The 15,400-nt window shown below is 73.8% G+C and carries 16 protein-coding genes and 1 pseudogene; 12 read left to right on the top strand and 5 right to left on the bottom strand.

Annotation, left to right across the window (positions count from 1 at the left end):
- Positions 1–107 precede the first annotated feature (107 nt).
- From KV205_RS11775 to KV205_RS11765, 3 genes are all read left to right on the top strand, one after another.
- Positions 108–680 (top strand): dihydrofolate reductase family protein, encoded by a 573-nt coding sequence (locus KV205_RS11775; protein ID WP_265864117.1) that lies wholly within the window; start codon positions 108–110, stop codon positions 678–680.
- Between the two features lie 77 nt (positions 681–757).
- Entirely contained in the window at positions 758–1,297 is a 540-nt protein-coding gene (locus KV205_RS11770; RefSeq protein ID WP_265864116.1) for a hypothetical protein, read from the top strand.
- A gap of 84 nt (positions 1,298–1,381) precedes the next feature.
- Positions 1,382–2,047, top strand: a complete 666-nt coding sequence (locus KV205_RS11765; protein WP_265864115.1) for a maleylpyruvate isomerase N-terminal domain-containing protein — start codon at positions 1,382–1,384, stop codon at positions 2,045–2,047.
- 37 nt (positions 2,048–2,084) lie between these two features.
- Here the strand turns inward: KV205_RS11765 and KV205_RS11760 are convergent, their stop codons facing one another.
- On the bottom strand, positions 2,085–2,612 hold the full coding sequence (locus tag KV205_RS11760) for a DinB family protein (RefSeq protein WP_265864114.1): 528 nt from the start codon (positions 2,610–2,612) through the stop codon (positions 2,085–2,087).
- Between the two features lie 165 nt (positions 2,613–2,777).
- Here KV205_RS11760 and KV205_RS11755 point away from each other — a divergent pair, with 165 nt between their 5' ends.
- Genes KV205_RS11755 through KV205_RS11740 form a run of 4 tightly spaced genes read left to right on the top strand, consistent with a single transcriptional unit; the run spans position 2,778 to position 6,975 of the window.
- A complete protein-coding gene (locus KV205_RS11755) occupies positions 2,778–3,785 on the top strand; it encodes an alpha/beta hydrolase (RefSeq protein WP_265864113.1) in 1,008 nt (335 codons plus the stop codon).
- Entirely contained in the window at positions 3,778–4,944 is a 1,167-nt protein-coding gene (locus KV205_RS11750; RefSeq protein WP_265864112.1) for an acyltransferase, read from the top strand. The genes KV205_RS11755 and KV205_RS11750 overlap by 8 nt, the downstream gene beginning before the upstream one ends.
- Before the next feature lie 40 nt (positions 4,945–4,984).
- Positions 4,985–6,286, top strand: coding sequence for a sensor histidine kinase (locus KV205_RS11745; RefSeq protein WP_265864111.1), 1,302 nt, complete (start codon positions 4,985–4,987; stop codon positions 6,284–6,286).
- Positions 6,283–6,975 carry a response regulator transcription factor gene (locus KV205_RS11740; RefSeq protein ID WP_265864110.1) on the top strand — a complete coding sequence of 231 codons (693 nt, stop codon included), beginning with the start codon at positions 6,283–6,285 and terminating at the stop codon, positions 6,973–6,975. The genes KV205_RS11745 and KV205_RS11740 overlap by 4 nt, the downstream gene beginning before the upstream one ends.
- 99 nt (positions 6,976–7,074) lie before the next feature.
- Here KV205_RS11740 and KV205_RS11735 read toward each other — a convergent pair whose 3' ends face one another.
- From KV205_RS11735 to KV205_RS11725, 3 genes are all read right to left on the bottom strand, one after another.
- The gene (locus tag KV205_RS11735; RefSeq protein WP_265864109.1) at positions 7,075–7,896 is read right to left on the bottom strand and encodes a hypothetical protein; all 822 of its coding nucleotides are present in this window, start codon (positions 7,894–7,896) and stop codon (positions 7,075–7,077) included.
- Entirely contained in the window at positions 7,896–9,197 is a 1,302-nt protein-coding gene (locus KV205_RS11730) for a VWA domain-containing protein (RefSeq protein WP_265864108.1), read from the bottom strand. Before KV205_RS11730 ends, KV205_RS11735 begins: the two co-directional genes overlap by 1 nt.
- Positions 9,198–9,274: 77 nt before the next feature.
- On the bottom strand, positions 9,275–9,829 hold the full coding sequence (locus KV205_RS11725) for a hypothetical protein (RefSeq protein WP_265864107.1): 555 nt from the start codon (positions 9,827–9,829) through the stop codon (positions 9,275–9,277).
- 273 nt (positions 9,830–10,102) lie between these two features.
- Here KV205_RS11725 and KV205_RS11720 point away from each other — a divergent pair, with 273 nt between their 5' ends.
- From KV205_RS11720 to KV205_RS11710, 3 genes and pseudogenes are all read left to right on the top strand, one after another.
- Complete coding sequence (locus KV205_RS11720; RefSeq protein WP_265864106.1) at positions 10,103–10,786, top strand: GntR family transcriptional regulator; 684 nt, start codon at positions 10,103–10,105, stop codon at positions 10,784–10,786.
- 310 nt (positions 10,787–11,096) lie between these two features.
- Positions 11,097–11,378 (top strand): annotated as a pseudogene (locus KV205_RS11715) (sodium:proton antiporter); the annotation flags it as partial.
- 219 nt (positions 11,379–11,597) lie between these two features.
- A complete protein-coding gene (locus tag KV205_RS11710) occupies positions 11,598–11,828 on the top strand; it encodes a hypothetical protein (RefSeq protein WP_265864105.1) in 231 nt (76 codons plus the stop codon).
- A gap of 37 nt (positions 11,829–11,865) precedes the next feature.
- Here KV205_RS11710 and KV205_RS11705 read toward each other — a convergent pair whose 3' ends face one another.
- On the bottom strand, positions 11,866–12,543 hold the full coding sequence (locus tag KV205_RS11705) for a metalloregulator ArsR/SmtB family transcription factor (RefSeq protein WP_265864104.1): 678 nt from the start codon (positions 12,541–12,543) through the stop codon (positions 11,866–11,868).
- 90 nt (positions 12,544–12,633) lie between these two features.
- Between KV205_RS11705 and KV205_RS11700 the strand changes: the two genes are divergently transcribed.
- Positions 12,634–14,013: a rhodanese-like domain-containing protein gene (locus KV205_RS11700; protein ID WP_265864103.1), complete on the top strand. Its 1,380-nt coding sequence runs from the start codon at positions 12,634–12,636 to the stop codon at positions 14,011–14,013.
- On the top strand, positions 14,010–15,287 hold the full coding sequence (locus tag KV205_RS11695; protein WP_265864102.1) for an MFS transporter: 1,278 nt from the start codon (positions 14,010–14,012) through the stop codon (positions 15,285–15,287). Before KV205_RS11700 ends, KV205_RS11695 begins: the two co-directional genes overlap by 4 nt.
- The last annotated feature ends 113 nt before the right edge of the window (positions 15,288–15,400 follow it).

Below are 15,400 nucleotides of genomic sequence, written 5' to 3'. Positions count from 1 at the left end.
TACGGCCGATGTCCGGTGTACGGCCGCTGCACCGCGTACGGCCGGTGTACGGGCCGGCGGCCCTCCGCCACAGCAGGAGCCTCCACGACCGCAGGGGAGAGCCGCCGGTGTCCGGAAAGATCGTCCAGTTCATCTCCATCTCGCTCGACGGGTACATCGAGGCACCCGGCCACGACCTCTCCTGGCACCGGGTCGACGAGGAGGTGCACACGTACTTCAACCGGGAGATCGCCTCGATGGGACGCCTGATCAGCGGTCGGCGCACCCACATGCTGATGGCGTACTACTGGCCGACGGCCGACCAGGACCCGGACAGCACGCCCGTGGAGCGGGAGTTCGCCGAGATCTGGCGCACGAAGCCCAAGACCGTCTACTCCACCACGCTGGAGCGCGCCGACTGGAACACCACGGTCGTCGACCGGGTCGACGCCGCCGAGGTCCGCGCCCTCGCCGCCGCCACCGACGGCGACCTCTGCCTCGGCGGCGCGGAACTCGGCACCGCCTTCCGCGAACTCGACCTGATCGATGCCTACCACATCGCCGTCCACCCGGTCCTGATCGGCCGCGGCACCCCGCTCTTCCCGCCCACCGACACCACCGCCGATCTGCGGCTCACCGGCACGCGCACCTTCGGCAACGGGGTCGTGGTGCTCCGGTACGACCGCGACCGAGGCGAATGACGGCCCGTCGCCGCCCTGCCGGCTCCTCCGGCGGGGCGGGGTAGGCTCCCGAGATCCACGATCATGGGGGGACCATCATGCTCACGTCTTCGTTCACGGCATCGATACGAGGCGGCGCCGTCGCCCTCGCGGCCCTGGCCGCGCTCTGCGTGTCCTGCAGCGCCGAGCCCAAGCCGCAGCCGCTGCCCGGCGCCTCCGACTCGATCGCCACGGTGCCCACGTCCGCCGCGGAGGCCGCCGAGGCCGCGGCGAGCGCGGAGGCCGCGGCCGGCGAGACCACCACGCCCGCCGAGCCCGATCCCACACCGGGGCCCGAGAAGGTGCGGGACGCCTTCGCCGGGCTCCAGGCCACGCTGAACGACTCGTGCGCGACGAGCGGGTGCGCGTACTTCCTGGGGCGCGTACATGACGAACTGCTCCGCCTCGACCGCGCCATGAAGGCGGACCCCAAGGGCCCCGGGCACTTCCCCGAGCCGATCGAGCTGATCGCCGGGCTGGAGGCCGCGCTGGGCGGGGACAACTCCTTCGAGAACCTGAAGAAGCACGAGACCCTGCTCGTCGGCACCCGTGACAAGATCAACACCTGGATGCAGGGCCACCCCGACGACTACCGCTGACGGGGGGAGCGGGCGGGCGTCGGACGCGGGCGGGCGGGGCCGCGCGCCGCGGAGCGGGGCAGGCCGAACTGGTAGCTTGCGGGCGTGGACCACTTCTCACTCGCGTGGAGCGCCCTGCGCGCGGCGGTCGCCGGACTCGCCGAGGAGGACTTCGCCCGGCCCTCCGGCTGCACCGGCTGGCTCGTCCGCGACCTGGTGTGCCATCTCGTCATCGACGCCCAGGACGTCCTGATCACCCTCGCCACACCCGCCGGGCCGGACGCCGAGCCCACCCGCGACGCGGCGAGCTACTGGGAGGTCTCCGACCGGCCGCCGACCGGCGACGACCCGCTCGACGCCCTCACCGTGCGGCTGGCCGCCGCCTACCAGGACCCGGGACTCCTGACCTTCCACCTCGACGACGTCGGCTCCGCCGCCGGCCGCGCGGCCGTACTCGCCGACCCGAAGCTCCTGGTGGAGACCAAGGGGGAGGTCCTGACCGTCGCCGACTACCTCGGCGCGTACGTCCTCGAATGGACCCTCCACCACCTCGACCTGATCGCCCATCTGCCCGGCGGCCCGCCCGCGCCGCCCGCCACGACGCTGGCCGCGGCACGGGCGCTCCTGTCGCGGGTCGCCGGGGCGGAGCTGCCCCGGGAGCTGTCCGACACGGACGCGCTGCTCGTCGGCACCGGCCGGCGCGCGCCGGACGAGGCGGAACGGGCGGCATTCGCAGCGGCCGGGGTGCGGATCCCGCTCTCCCTCGGCTGAGCCAGGGCCCGCGGTCGGGCCCTGCCCTGGAGACCGCTCAGTCGCCCGTCACGCCGTCCGTCCGCTCCCGCAGGAAGTCGGCGTGGCCGTTGTGGCGGGCGTACTCCTGGATCATCAGCAGATAGACCCAGCGCAGACTGAGCGGAACCCCGCGCGTGGAACGGAAGGTCTCGTCGAGGCCGTGCCCGGCCGCCGCCGCGTCGCACGCCGAGACCTCGGCCCGGAAGCGTGCGAAGTCCCGCTCCGCGTGGGCCGGATCGACCCCGGCCAGTCCCTCGTCGCCGTCCGCCGGGCCGGTGAACACCTCGCCGAGGTCCTCACCCGCGAAGCTCCGCCGGAACCACCAACGCTCCACCTCCGCCATGTGCCGCACCAGGCCGAGGAGCGTGAGGTTCGAGGGCTCCACCGCCGTCCGGGCCAGCTCGGCCGGTCCGAGCCCGGCGCACTTGGCGAGCAGCGTCTCCCGGTGCCACCGCAGCCAGCCCTCCAGCATCCGCCGCTCGTCCAGCGTGCCCAGCTCGCCGAGCCCCTGATCCCGCTTCACCTGTGGTGCGGTCCATGTCATGGCTCCACCCTGCCAGCCGAAGGGGCCCCGATCACCTGTCATACCTGAGAGCCACCGCCGGAGTTGGCTCCCTGGCGGGACGCGGACCACACGCCCCGCTTCCTACCTTTCTTCCGCAGCGGAACGAATTCCGCTCCCGCACCCCCGCTACGGAAGGAACCACCCATGGCGCCGCCCCTCGCCCGGATCCGCCGAGGGCTGCTCGCCGCCCTCGTCACCGCCGCCGTCGCGCTGCCGGTCGCGGGCGCGGCGGGCCCCGCCGAGGTACCGGCCCCCGCCCCGCCGCCCACCGCCCCGCTGACCGCCGGCACCCCGGCCGAGCTCACCGCCCGGCTCGACGCCCGCTACGCCGACCGGCGCGCCGCCCTGCGGGCCGCCGAGCAGACCGCCCACGCCTACGGAGCCCGCCGACGGGCCGCCGCACTGCACGCCATGGCCGAGCCCGGACGCCGGTTCCTCGCCTTCGACGGGCGCGACGGCGGCCGCAGCGCCGAGGTCGTCGGCGACCTCGCCCGCGCCGACCGGATCGCCGTACTCGTCCCCGGCGTCGACACCGGCCTCGACCACTACGCCCGCTTCCGCGCCGGCGCCCTCGCCCTCCGGGACACCCTGCGCCGGGACACCGGCGGCGACCGCACCCGCGGCGACCGCACCGCCGTCGTCGCCTGGCTCGGCTACCGCACGCCCGCCACGGCCAGCGCCGCCTCCCTCACCCCGGGCCGCGCCGAGCAGGCCGCGCCCGCGCTCACCGCCACCGTCGCCGAACTGCACCGCATCCGCCCCACCGCCCGCATCACCCTGCTCTGCCACTCCTACGGCTCCGTGGTCTGCGCCCGCGCCGCCGCCGGCACCCCCGCCGCCGCGATCGTTCTCTACGGCAGCCCCGGCACCGGCCACGACGACGTGGCCGCCCTCCACACCCGCGCCACCGTCTGGGCCGGGCGCGCCGCCGGCGACTGGGTCGCCCGGGTGCCCCACGTCCGCATACCCCTCCCGTCGCCCGCCCGCTCCGGCAGCGAACTCGGCTTCGGCGCCGACCCGACCGACCCGGCCTTCGGCGCCCGCCGCTTCGCCGCCGGGGACGGCGGCCACAGCGACTACCTCGCCCCCGGCTCCGTACCGCTGCGCAACCTGGCCCGGATCGTCGAAGGCCGGGAGCCGGCCGATGCGTGACCTCGCCCGCCGGATCGACGCCGCCACCCCGCCCGGCCGCGACCGCGCCCTCGACGCGCTGCGCGCCCTCGCCATCCTCGGCGTCGTCCTCGGCCACTGGCTCGTCACCGCCCTGGTCGCCGACAGCGGCAGCCTGCGGGTCGAGAGCCCGCTCGGCCGGATGCCCGAACTCACCCCGGTCTCCTGGGTGTTCCAGACCCTCGCGGTGTTCTTCCTGGTCGGCGGCCTGGTCGCCGCCCGCGGTCACGCCGCCGCCCGGGCCCGCGGCGAGAGCCACCGCCGGTGGATCGCCGCCCGGCTCGGCCGGCTGTTCCGGCCGGTGCGCCCGCTCCTCGGGGTGTGGCTCCTCGCCTCCGCCGTCATGCTCGCCTGCGGAGTGCCGTGGCAGACCCTCTGGACGCTGGGCAAGCTCGTGCTCTCCCCGCTGTGGTTCCTGCTCGTGCTCGCCGCCCTCACCGCCGCCACCCCGCTGGTCGCCCGCGTCCACCCGCTGTGGCCGCTCGCCGTCGTCCTCCACGTCGACCTGGTCCGCTTCGGCCTCGACGGCCCCGGCCGGCTCGGCTGGATCAACCTGCCCGCCGGCTGGCTCGTCCCGTACTGCCTCGGCGCGCTCATCGCCCGGCGCGGCACACCCGCGAAGGGCGCCGCCTGGACCCTGCTCCTCGGCGGCGCCGCTGCCACCGGCCTCCTGGTCGCCTTCGCCGGCTACCCCGGATCCATGGTCGGCGTGCCCGGCGCCCCGGTCTCCAACCTCAACCCGCCCACCCTCGCCGCCGTCACCTTCGGCCTCGCCCAGTGCGGCGCCGCCGTCCTGCTGCTCGGCCCGCTGCGCCGCGCCCTGCGCCGGCCGCGCGCCTGGGCCGCCGTCGCCCTGCTCAACCTCGGCGCCCTGACCGTCTTCCTCTGGCACCAGACCGCGATGATCGGCGTCACCACCGGCGGACTGCTCACCTCTCACCTCCTCGGCCGTCCGCCGCTGCCCGGCCTCCACACCGTCCCCGACGGACCCGTCTGGGTCCTCGCCCGCCTCGGCTGGCTGCCCCTGTTCGCGGGCGCACTGCTCGCCTGCTGCGCCGTCTTCCACCCGTACGAACGCACGCACACGGCTCGCGCCCCGAAGCCGCGGCCCGACCGAAGGACGGAGGCACGACGTGCCTAGGCTGTCGCAGGGGAACGCACACACCAGCGGGGGGAGCACGGTGACCGACACCGCACGATGGGAGGCCGCCCTGCGCGCGGCGCCCGGCGTCCTGCGCGCCGACCTGCGGCCGGGGCGCCGCGACCCGCTGCCCCGGCACCGCCATCTCGGCCGGCTCGCCCACGGGCACATCGTCCTGTTCTGCGTCGTCATGGGCATCTGGGACGCGAACGACTACGAGAGCTTCATGCAACCCGCCACGGGTGCCGTCTCGTTGCTCGTCGTCTTCCAGAGCGCCGCACCCGTCCTGGCTCTGAGCAGGCCCGTGGCAGCCCTGTGGGTCTCCTCGGCCGCGCTCACCCTGACCGCCGTGCTGACGTCAGCGGTGTTCGGCCTCGCGTGGCCGTGGAGCGTCCCGGGCATCGCTCTGCACACCCTCGTCCTGCTCCTGCTCGCCCTGCGGGTGCGCCCCGCCGCCTCCGTCGCCGCCCTCGGGATCTCCGTGCTCACCGGCATCGGCGCCGCCGTCCCGCACCCGGTCCCCGGACTGAACACCCTTCCCCAGGGCGCCGTCTCCTTCGCCCTCGCCGTCGTCCTCGGCTGCTCCCTGCGCGCCACCCGCGTCTCGCGCACCAAGCTCGTCGAGCAGGAGGTGATCACCGCCGGGGAACGGGCCCGGCGCGCCCTCCTGGAGGAGCGCGGCCGGATCGCCCGCGAGCTCCACGACGTCGTCGCCCACCACATGTCCGTCATCTCCATCCAGGCCCAGGTCGCCCCGCACCTGGTCGCCGACCCGTCCCCGGAGCTCCGCGAGAACCTCGCGGGCATCCGGCAGAACGCCGTCGACGCCCTCACCGAACTCCGCCGCGTCCTCGGCGTGCTGCGCGGCGAGGACGCGCCGGGCGACGCCGCCGCCGGCGTACGGCACGCCCCGCAGCCCACCCTCGACCGGCTCGGCGAACTCCTCGCCAACGTACGGGCCGCGGGCCTCGACGCGACCGCGGAGTTGCGCGGCGAGCGCCGCCCGCTCTCGCCGGGCACCGAGCTCTCCGCGTACCGCATCGTGCAGGAGGCCCTGAGCAATGTGATGCGGCACGCGCCGGGCGCCCGCGCCGCCGTCGAGACCCACTACCACCGCGAGGGCCTGACGGTACGCGTCACCAACACGGCACCGGACCGGCCGACGGACCCACGGACGGCCGGCCCCGGGCGCGAACCCGGCCACGGACTGCTCGGCATGCGCGAGCGCACCACCATGCTCGGCGGCGAACTCGCCGCCGGACCCACCCCCGAAGGCGGCTGGGACGTCACCGCGTTCCTGCCCGCACCCCTCGGATCCCTCGACCCCAAGGACGGTTCATGAGCCACGCCGGCACCGGAGACATCAGGGTGCTCATCGCCGACGACCAGGTCATGGTCCGGCAGGGCTTCACCGTGCTCCTGAACGCCGAGCCCGGAATCACCGTCGTCGGCCAGGCCGTCGACGGCGCCGACGCCATCGCCAAAGCCGCCGAACTCGCCCCCGACGTCGTCCTGATGGACATCCGGATGCCCGGCACCGGCGGCATCGAGGCCACCCGCGTCCTCACCGCCGAGGCCCACGCCACCGTCAAGGTGCTCGTCCTCACCACCTTCGACCTCGACGAGTACGTGTACGAGGCGCTGCGCGCCGGCGCCGCCGGGTTCCTGCTCAAGGACGCCTCGGCCGAGGAACTCGCCGAGGCGGTACGGGTGGTGGCCCGCGGCGACGCGCTGCTCGCGCCCAACGTCACCAAGCGGCTGATCGCCGAGTTCTCCCGGCTGAGCGCCGCCGCCCCGCGCGCCCCGCTGATGGACCGGGTGGGCGCCCTGACGGAGCGCGAGACGGAGGTGCTCACGCTCATCGCGCACGGGCTTTCCAACGCGGAGATAGCCGCCCGGCTTGTGGTCGCCGAGCAGACCGTGAAGACCTATGTGAGCCGCATCCTCACCAAGCTGTCGCTGCGCGACCGCACCCAGGCCGCCGTGCACGCATACGAGACGGGCCTGGTCCGTCCCGGCGGCGGCCGCTGAGCGGCTCCCGCTGATCGGCGCCCGCAACGCCACCGGCCCCCTGCCTCCCGTGACGGGAGACAGGGGGCCGGTTTCGCGGGGCTCACGGGGCCCGGCGGCTCAGACGGCCGGCGGGACCCGGGACGGGCGGCCGGAGCCGCGGGTCAGGACGTAGCCGCCGATGCCGGCGAGCGCGGCGAGCACACCGCCCGCCGCCGTCCACAGCCAGCGGTCCGACCACCAGCCGGAGGACCAGCCGTCCTCCGGGGCGCGGGCCTCGACGGCCTCCGGCCGCGTCGCACCCGGCACCAGCGGCACGGCGAGCGCGCCGTCCGCCGCGTAGGCGCCGTCGAACTCGCGCGAGGTGGCGCCGATCCGGGCCGAGAACGGCTGGCCGGAGTCCTCCTCGGGCAGCCGGGTGGCGGTCAGCCGCACGTAGTAGCTGCCCGGCAGCGGGTCGTTCGACCAGGTGTCCGCGGCCGCCCGGACCGGGCGCAGGACACAGGCCAGTTCCACGGTCGCGGCGTCCTTGGCCGCCACCCGGGACTGCATCCCGTACATGCACGGCTGGCGCCTGCGCAGCCCGTCGTACACGTCGATCCGCCAGGCCGAGGAGCCGTGCCGCTGCGCGGCCTCGGGCAGCGTCACGGTCGCGGTGACCGTCGGCCGCTCGCCGGTGTCGGCGGGGAACACCCAGTACAGGTAGTCACCCGTGGACGCCTGCGCGGTGGCCTGCTGCCCCTGCCGGAAGAACGCGGCGGTACGGAAGGAGGTGCCGGCCTCGGTCGGCCCGGCCTGCTCGGCGGCCTCGCCGCTCGCGCTGCCGCTCGGGGCGGGCCCGGTCGGCGTCGCGGTGTCGGCGAGACCCGGCACGGCGGCCGGGCCGAGCAGCGCGGCGCCGGCGAGCGCCACGGCCGCGAGCATTCTGCGTACGGTACGCATCAGTGGGTCCTCCAGACAGCGAAGCGCCAGCGGGACAGCCAGCCCCAGATCAGACCGCCGAGGAAGCCGGCGAGGGCCAGGACGCCGAGCAGCCACCAGCCGCGGCCGAGGCCGAACGCGGCGACGTCGGAGGCGGAGCCGGGACCGTCGACGACGTCGATCGCCAGCTCGACCGGCATGCCCGGGGTGGTCTTCACCGACGGGGGAGCGGAGAAGGAGTTGCTGACCTGGAGGCAGACGGTCTCGGCCGCGGACTTGGTGTCGTCGTCGAGGGCCGCCTCGTCCTCCTTCGTCGGATAGCGCAGACCCGTCGAGATGACGTCGGTGCGGCCGTCGCCGGCCTCGGAGCCGCGCACGATCTCCCGGCCGTGGAGCGTGACGGCCCTCAGCAGCACGCCGTAGTCGTTGTTCACGGCCCGGTCGGCGGAGACGCTGACCGAGGCGCGCAGTTCCTGACCGGGCAGCACGTCGACCCGGTACCAGCGGTGCCGGCCGAAGCCCTGCCGGTCGGTGTAGAGACCGGGCTTGAGGACCGGCGCGTCGGCACAGCGCTCGGCGCCGTTGGTGGCGACGGGGGTCACCACCGGGTCGGCGGCGCGGTCGACGAGCTGGCGCACTCGGCCGGACAGCTCCTCGGTGCGGTGCACGGAGGTGTAGGTGCCGCCGGTGGCCTCGGCGATGCACATCAGCTGACGGCGGGTCTTGACGTCCGGGACCAGGCCGAGGGTGTCGATGACCAGGTGGATGCCCTTGGCGGCGATGTCACGGGCCACCTCGCACGGGTCGAGCGGGGCGCAGGTGTCCTCGCCGTCCGTGATGAGCACGATCCGCTTGGTCGCCTCACCGCCCTTGAGGTCGTCGGCCGCGCCGAGCAGCGCCGGGCCGATCGGCGTCCATCCGGTGGGGGCGAGGGTGGCGACGGCGGTCTTGGCCTCGGTGCGGTCGAGGGGGCCGACCGGGTAGAGCGCCCGGGTGTCCTTGCAGCCGCGCCGGCGGTCATTGCCCGGGTAGTCGGCGCCGAGGGTACGGATACCCAGCCGCACCTCCTGGGGGACCGCGTCCAGAACCTCGTTGAAGGCCTGCTTGGCGGCGGCCATCCGGGACTGCCCGTCGATGTCGCGGGCGCGCATCGAGCCGCTGACGTCGAGCACCAGCTCGACCTTGGGGGGCTCCTTGACGGTGTCCGCGGCCACCGGGCCCGCGTCTGCGGCGGCGCTGGTCGCGGTGGCCGGAAGGAGTCCGACGGTCAGGGCGGCGAGCAGCGCACAGGCTCCGGTCGCCAGCCGTTTTCTCGTGATCATCGGAGGATCGTAGGGATGATCCTCCGAAGAACCAAAACCGGGTGGTGAACCCCTGGTGAAAGCTTCCTGAGCCGGGGTCAGGACTGGCTGTTCAGGAAGCCGATGAGGGTCGCGCCCCACCAGCCGAGCTGGCTGACGCCGGCCGCGGCGGCCGAGCGCAGCAGCAGCCGGCGCGGCACCGCGCCGCGCTCCCGGAAGCGTTCGAGGAGCTGGCCGAGCCGGTGCGCGTGCAGGCCGTTGAGGGTGACCGCGAGGACCAGGCCGAGCTTGGTGAGGGTGAGCGGCGAGCCGAGGTCGGGGTGGAGGAAGAGGCCGCTGACGGTGAGCCCGCCGAGGCCCGCCCAGATCGGGGTCTGCAGCGCGCAGGCCGTGTCGAGGACGCCCGCGAGGGGCCGGCGCCCGGTGAGCCACAGCACCGCGAACCAGTCGACCGCGAGCACCGAGCCGAGCCCGGCGACCAGGCTCGCCACGTGCACGAAGCGGGCGGCGGTCTGGAGCGTGGCGTCCGCGTGGACGTGGCCGGCGGTCCAGAGGGAGGCCGCGAGGAAGCCCGCCGTGAGCACGCCGGCGGCGGTGAGCAGCCAGCCGGGGGTGAGGTGGGGGAGCGGTTCGTCGGTGGCCGGTCTCGGCATGGCGCGTGGTTCTCTCGGCTGGTCGGGCGGTCGGTCGCCCGGCTGGACTGCGGGTGGTGGCCGGTTGGCTGGAAATCGAGGTTAGGTAAGGCGAAGCTAAGTGTCGCCTGTGTTCACGTCAAGTGGGACCGGCAGGTGGGACCGTCAAGTGGACGTGACCTGCGTCGCGCCACCCGCGACCGGTCCCACCGCCCGGGTGGCATACCGTGAGGCGATCGACACCGGGAGCGGGCCCCCGGGACATCGGGAGCCCGAGGACGGAGGGGAGGACGGATGGAAGCACAGGCGACCGGGACACCGGAGACCGACTCCGCCGCACCCGTCAACGGCGGCGGCTGGCTCCGCGACCAGGTCTGCGAAGGGCTGCGCGACCGCATCATCACCGGACGGCTCAAGCCCGGCGACCGGCTGGTCGAGCGGGACGTCGCCGAGGACTTCGGGGTCTCCCGGGTCCCCGTCCGCGAGGCCATCCGCATCCTCATCGGCGAGGGCTTCCTCCAGGCCGTCTCCCAGCGCCGCATCGTCGTCCGCGAGATGACCCGCCAGGACGTCGAGAACCTCTTCGACATGCGCGAGGCCCTGGAGGTGCTCGCCGTCCGCCGCGCCTCCGAGCGGCGCACCGGCGCCGAACTCGACACGCTCGCCCGGCTCCTCGTGGAGGCCCGCGCCGCCACCGACACCGGCCGTCCCGAGCAGCTCTCCCGCGCCAACACCGCCTTCCACGCCCACATCGTGCGCATCTCGCGCAACGAACTCCTCACCACCACCCTGGAATCCCTCGAAGGCCGGCTGCGCTGGCTGTTCCAGCAGGTCGACGACCCCGGCCCGCTGTGGGAGGAGCACCGCCTCCTGTACGAGGCGATCGGTGCGGGCGACGCCGACGCGGCGGCCGACCTCGCCCTGCGCCACGTCCGCCACTACCGCGAGGTCGCGCTGCGCCTGCTCTTCACGGAGTAGGCCATCGCCTTCGCGGGCCGCACGGACGAGGAGGTCCGCAAGACGAGGGAGGGCTGGACAGCGGACGACCGCCTCGGGAGATGAAGGGGGTCGGCACGGTCGCGGCCGGAGCCCGTAGCCGTTCCCCCGCGGGTGTGCGGGGATGCGCCACAAGTTGCCGGACGCCGGCAACCACGCACGCCGCTGACTGCGCGTCAAGGACCTGTCAATGCCGCATAAGGAATGCGTAAGGTCCGTCGCGGAGTGCCGGGAAGTCTGGTCGGCGAACAAGGGACACGTGTCCTCGTCTGCCGATCAAGGGACTTCCGTCATGGTGCTCGTCGCTGTCTTCGGGGCCGCGCTGCTCATCGCCGTCCTGCTGTCCGGGCTCGCCGCCCGGACCGTCCTCTCCACCTCCCTGCTCTTCCTGCTGGGCGGGGCGCTGGTCAGCGACGGGTTCCTGGGTCTGATCCACATCTCGCCGGAGAGCGAGATCGTGTCGGTGACCGCCGATCTCGCGCTGCTCGCCGTGCTGTTCACCGACGGGATGCACGTCTCTTTCGCGAAACTGCGCGCCAACCGGCCGGGCCGAGCACGGGCGCTCGGGCTGGGGCATGCCGCTCGCGGCTCGTCCTCCAGGCCGGCATCCCTCAGGGGCAGGAGGCGTACACCCTGATCGCCGTCTGCATCGCCTTCTCGATCATCGCCCACAGCGGCACGGACGTCCCCATCGCCCGCCTCTTCCACGTCGGCGACATCGTCGACACCACCCGTGACAGCCCCGCTGGACACTCGACCCCGACTGTCCCCTCACGACAAGGAGCACGTTCCGATGAACGAGGACGAACCCGTCTTCAAGAAGAGCCGGTGGGGTAGCAACCGCTACGTATACAACCCCAACAACCCGATCGGTCTCGCCCTGATCATCGCCAGCAGCGTCTTCGCCATCGTCATGCTCCTCCTCATGGAGAACCGGGCGGGCCCCTTCGCTCCGGCTCCCACCCCCACGTGGAGTCCGCCGTCCTCCGAAGACGTGTGGCCGTACCCCTCCACCACGCCATGAGCCGGCACCCACACAAGGGGTCCGTCAGGGGTGTCGTTCACCCTGTCGCCCCGGCCTGCACGGGAAGGTCGGCCAGGCGCCATTCGAGCATGCCGTCGTTGAGCCGGACCGCCCGTCGGCCGTGGTCGGCGAGCAGGCGCACGGCGTCGTAGGCGAGCGCGCAGTACTCGCCGCGGCAGTAGACGACGACCTCCCTCTCCTCGGGCAACTCGCCGAGGCGGTCGGCCAGTTCCGCGACGGGGAGGGAGACCGCGCCGGGGATGTGGCCGGCGAGGTACTCCTCGATCGGCCGTACGTCGAGCACCACCACATCGCCGGCCTCGACCCGGGCCAGGAGCTCCTCGTGGGTGACCTCCGTGGCCCCGTCCTCGCCCAGATAGGCGTCCCGGGCGGCGGGGACGGCGGCCTGGTGGTTCTCGGCCACCTTGCGCAGCAAGGTGAAGAGCCGGGCGACGTCGTCACCCGCGAGCCGGTAGTGGATCCGCACCCCCTCGCGGCGGGTGGCGACGAGACCGGCCTGCTTGAGGGTCTGCAGGTGCGCCGACGCGGTGGTCAGGTTCAGCCCGGCGGTCTTCGCCAGGGCGTCCACGGTGCGCTCGCCCTGGGCGAGCAGATCGAGCAGCTCCAGACGCTTGCCGCTGGCCAGCGCCTTGCCACTGGCGGCGAACGCCTCGTAGAGGGCGGCCTTCGTGCCGCTTGTGGTGGCATCCCGCATTGCGTCCTCCAAATATCTATGGATTACTGTAACTGATGGCGGACGATGACGCTCGCCGCCCGCCCCCTTCTTCTCGCGAAGGACAGTTCGATGGGTCTCCCCGAAGATCACCTGATCCCCCTGGTCGACGAAGGGCTCGGCAACAGCGCCTACCTCGTCGACCTGGGCGACGGCCGCGCCCTCGCCGTCGACGCGTGCCGTGACCTGCGCGCCCTGTACGCCGCCGCCGAGCGGCGCGGTCTGACCGTGGCGTACGCCGCCGATACACATCTGCACGCCGACTTCCTCTCCGGCGCCGTCCAGCTCGGCCACGATCAGGGCGCCACGATCCTCGCCTCCGCCGCCGGCAACCGCGCCTTCGATCACCAGGGCCTCGTCGACGGCGACGAGGTCGACCTCGGCGGGCTGACCCTGCGGGCACTCGCCACTCCCGGCCACACCGACGAACACCTCTCCTTCCTGCTCCTTGACGGCCGGTCCGAACTGGGCGTCTTCACCGGTGGGTCGCTGATCGTGAACTCCGCCGCCCGTACCGACCTCCTCGGCCCCGAGCGGACCGAGGGACTCGCCCGGGCCCAGTACCGGTCGCTGCGCCGGCTCACCGAACTGCCCGACAGCACCGCGGTATGGCCCACGCACGGCGCCGGCTCCTTCTGCTCGGCCCCACCGGGCAGCGAGCGCACCTCCACCGTCGGCGCCGAGAAGCGGGCCAACCCGTTGCTCGCCGCACCCGACGAGGACACGTTCGTGCGCCTGCTCACCGCGAGCCTGGGCAGCTACCCCGCCTACTTCGACCGGCTCGGGGAGGCCAACCGGCGCGGCCCCGGCATCGTCGCCGGCACCCCGCTGCCGGCCCTGCTCTCCGTCGGACAGGTCCGCGCCGTCATGGCGGACGGCGGCCACGTCGTCGACGTACGCCCGGCCGCCGACTACGCCGCCGGCCACCTCCCCGGATCGCTCTCGATCCCCCTCCGGGGCCAGTTCGCCACCTGGCTCGGCTGGCTCCTGCCCGACACCGCCCCGCTCGTCTTCGTCACCGCCGACGGCCAGGACCTGAGCGAGATCGTCTGGCAGGCGTACAAGATCGGCTACGAGCGACTCGCCGGCCGCCTCGACGGCGGACTGCCCGCCTGGACCGCTGCCGGCCACCCGCTGACCTCCACCGTCTTCGTCACCGCCGCCAGGACGGACAGCCGTCCGTACGTCGACGTGCGGCAGGAGTCGGAGTTCGCCGCCGGCCACGTCCCCGGCGCGGTCAACATCGAACTCGGCGCCCTCGCAGGCGCAGCCGCGGCCGCCCCCGAGGGCGCGATCGTGGCATGCGGGCACGGCGAGCGCGCCATGACCGCCGCCAGCCTCCTCGAACGGGCCGGCCACACCGACGTCGCCGTCCTCGACGGCGGACCGGCCGACTACGCCGCCGCCCACGGCGAGCAGCTGGCGCGGGGCACGGAGGACACCCGCCCGTGAAGACCGCCCCCGCCTCGACGGCATCGACGAACGCCTCCAGCCGTCCCGTACGCCTCGGCCTGCGCGAGAACCGGCTTCAGTTCACCCTGCTCGTCATCGTCAACATCTGCGTCGGCGGCCTGGTCGGCCTGGAGCGCACCACCGTTCCGCTGATCGGATCCGAGACGTTCGGCCTGACCAGCGACCTGGCCGTCTTCTCCTTCATCATCGCCTTCGGCGTCACCAAGGCGTTCACCAACCTGGCCGCCGGGGCGCTCACCGCCCGCTTCCGCCGCAAGCAGCTGCTGGTGGCCGGCTGGCTGATCGGCGTCCCCGTCCCCTTCGCACTCGCCTGGGCTCCGTCCTGGGGCTGGATCGTCGCCGCCAACGTCCTGCTCGGCCTCAACCAGGGCCTGACCTGGTCGATGACCGTCAACATGAAGATCGACCTCGTCGGTCCCGCACGGCGGGGGCTCGCCACCGGGCTGAACGAGGCCGCCGGCTACACCGCGGTCGGTGCCACCGCCCTGGTCACCGGCTACCTCGCCACCAGCTACGGCCTGCGCCCCGTCCCCGAGCTCATCGGCGTCGTCTTCGTCGCCGCCGGCCTCGCGCTGTCCCTCGTCGTCCGCGACACGGCCGCCCACGTCGCCCTGGAACTCGCCCACCACGCCAAGCCGGTCCCCAGCGGCGAGGACACCGGCCTGAAGACCACCTTCGCCCGCACCTCCTGGCGCAACCGCTCACTGCGCGGCGCCAGCCAGGCCGGGCTGATCAACAACCTCAACGACGGCCTCACCTGGGGCGTCTTCCCGCTCCTCTTCACCGATCACGGCCTCGGGCTCGCTGCCGTCGGTCTGATCAAGGGCCTCTACCCCATCCTGTGGGCCATCGGCCAGATACCCACCGGCCATCTCGCCGACCGCATCGGCCGCAAACCCCTGATCGTCTACGGGATGCTCGTCCAGTCCGGCGGCTTCGTCCTCGCCCTCGCTCTCCTCGACCGCCCGCTGCTCGCCGGAATCCTGTCCGCCGTCGCACTCGGCCTGGGCACCGCCATGGTCTACCCGGCCCTCATCGCGTCCGTCTCCGACCACGCCCACCCGGCCTGGCGCGCCAACGCCCTGGGCACGTACCGGTTCTGGCGGGACATCGGCTACGCCGCCGGCGCTCTCGTCGCCGGCATTCTCGCCGACCTCCTCGGCCTGAACGCCACCGTGCTCGCCGCCGCCGTCCTCACCGCCGCCTCCGGACTCCTCGCCGCCCGCTGGATCACCGATCACGCGACGTCATGACGTTCCCGACCGCCCCGCCGGGTGAGCCGGTGGTGTGACCTTCCCTCCCTGCTCTCCCGACGCGGCGTCACCTGCCAGCGGGATTCCTATCCGGATTGCGCGAATTGTCTTCT

It is taken from the genome of Streptomyces sp. SKN60 (assembly GCF_026236535.1).
Lineage (GTDB): Bacteria > Actinomycetota > Actinomycetes > Streptomycetales > Streptomycetaceae > Streptomyces.
Note: the sequence above shows the minus strand (reverse complement) of the source record. Positions and strands in the feature narration are given on the sequence as shown.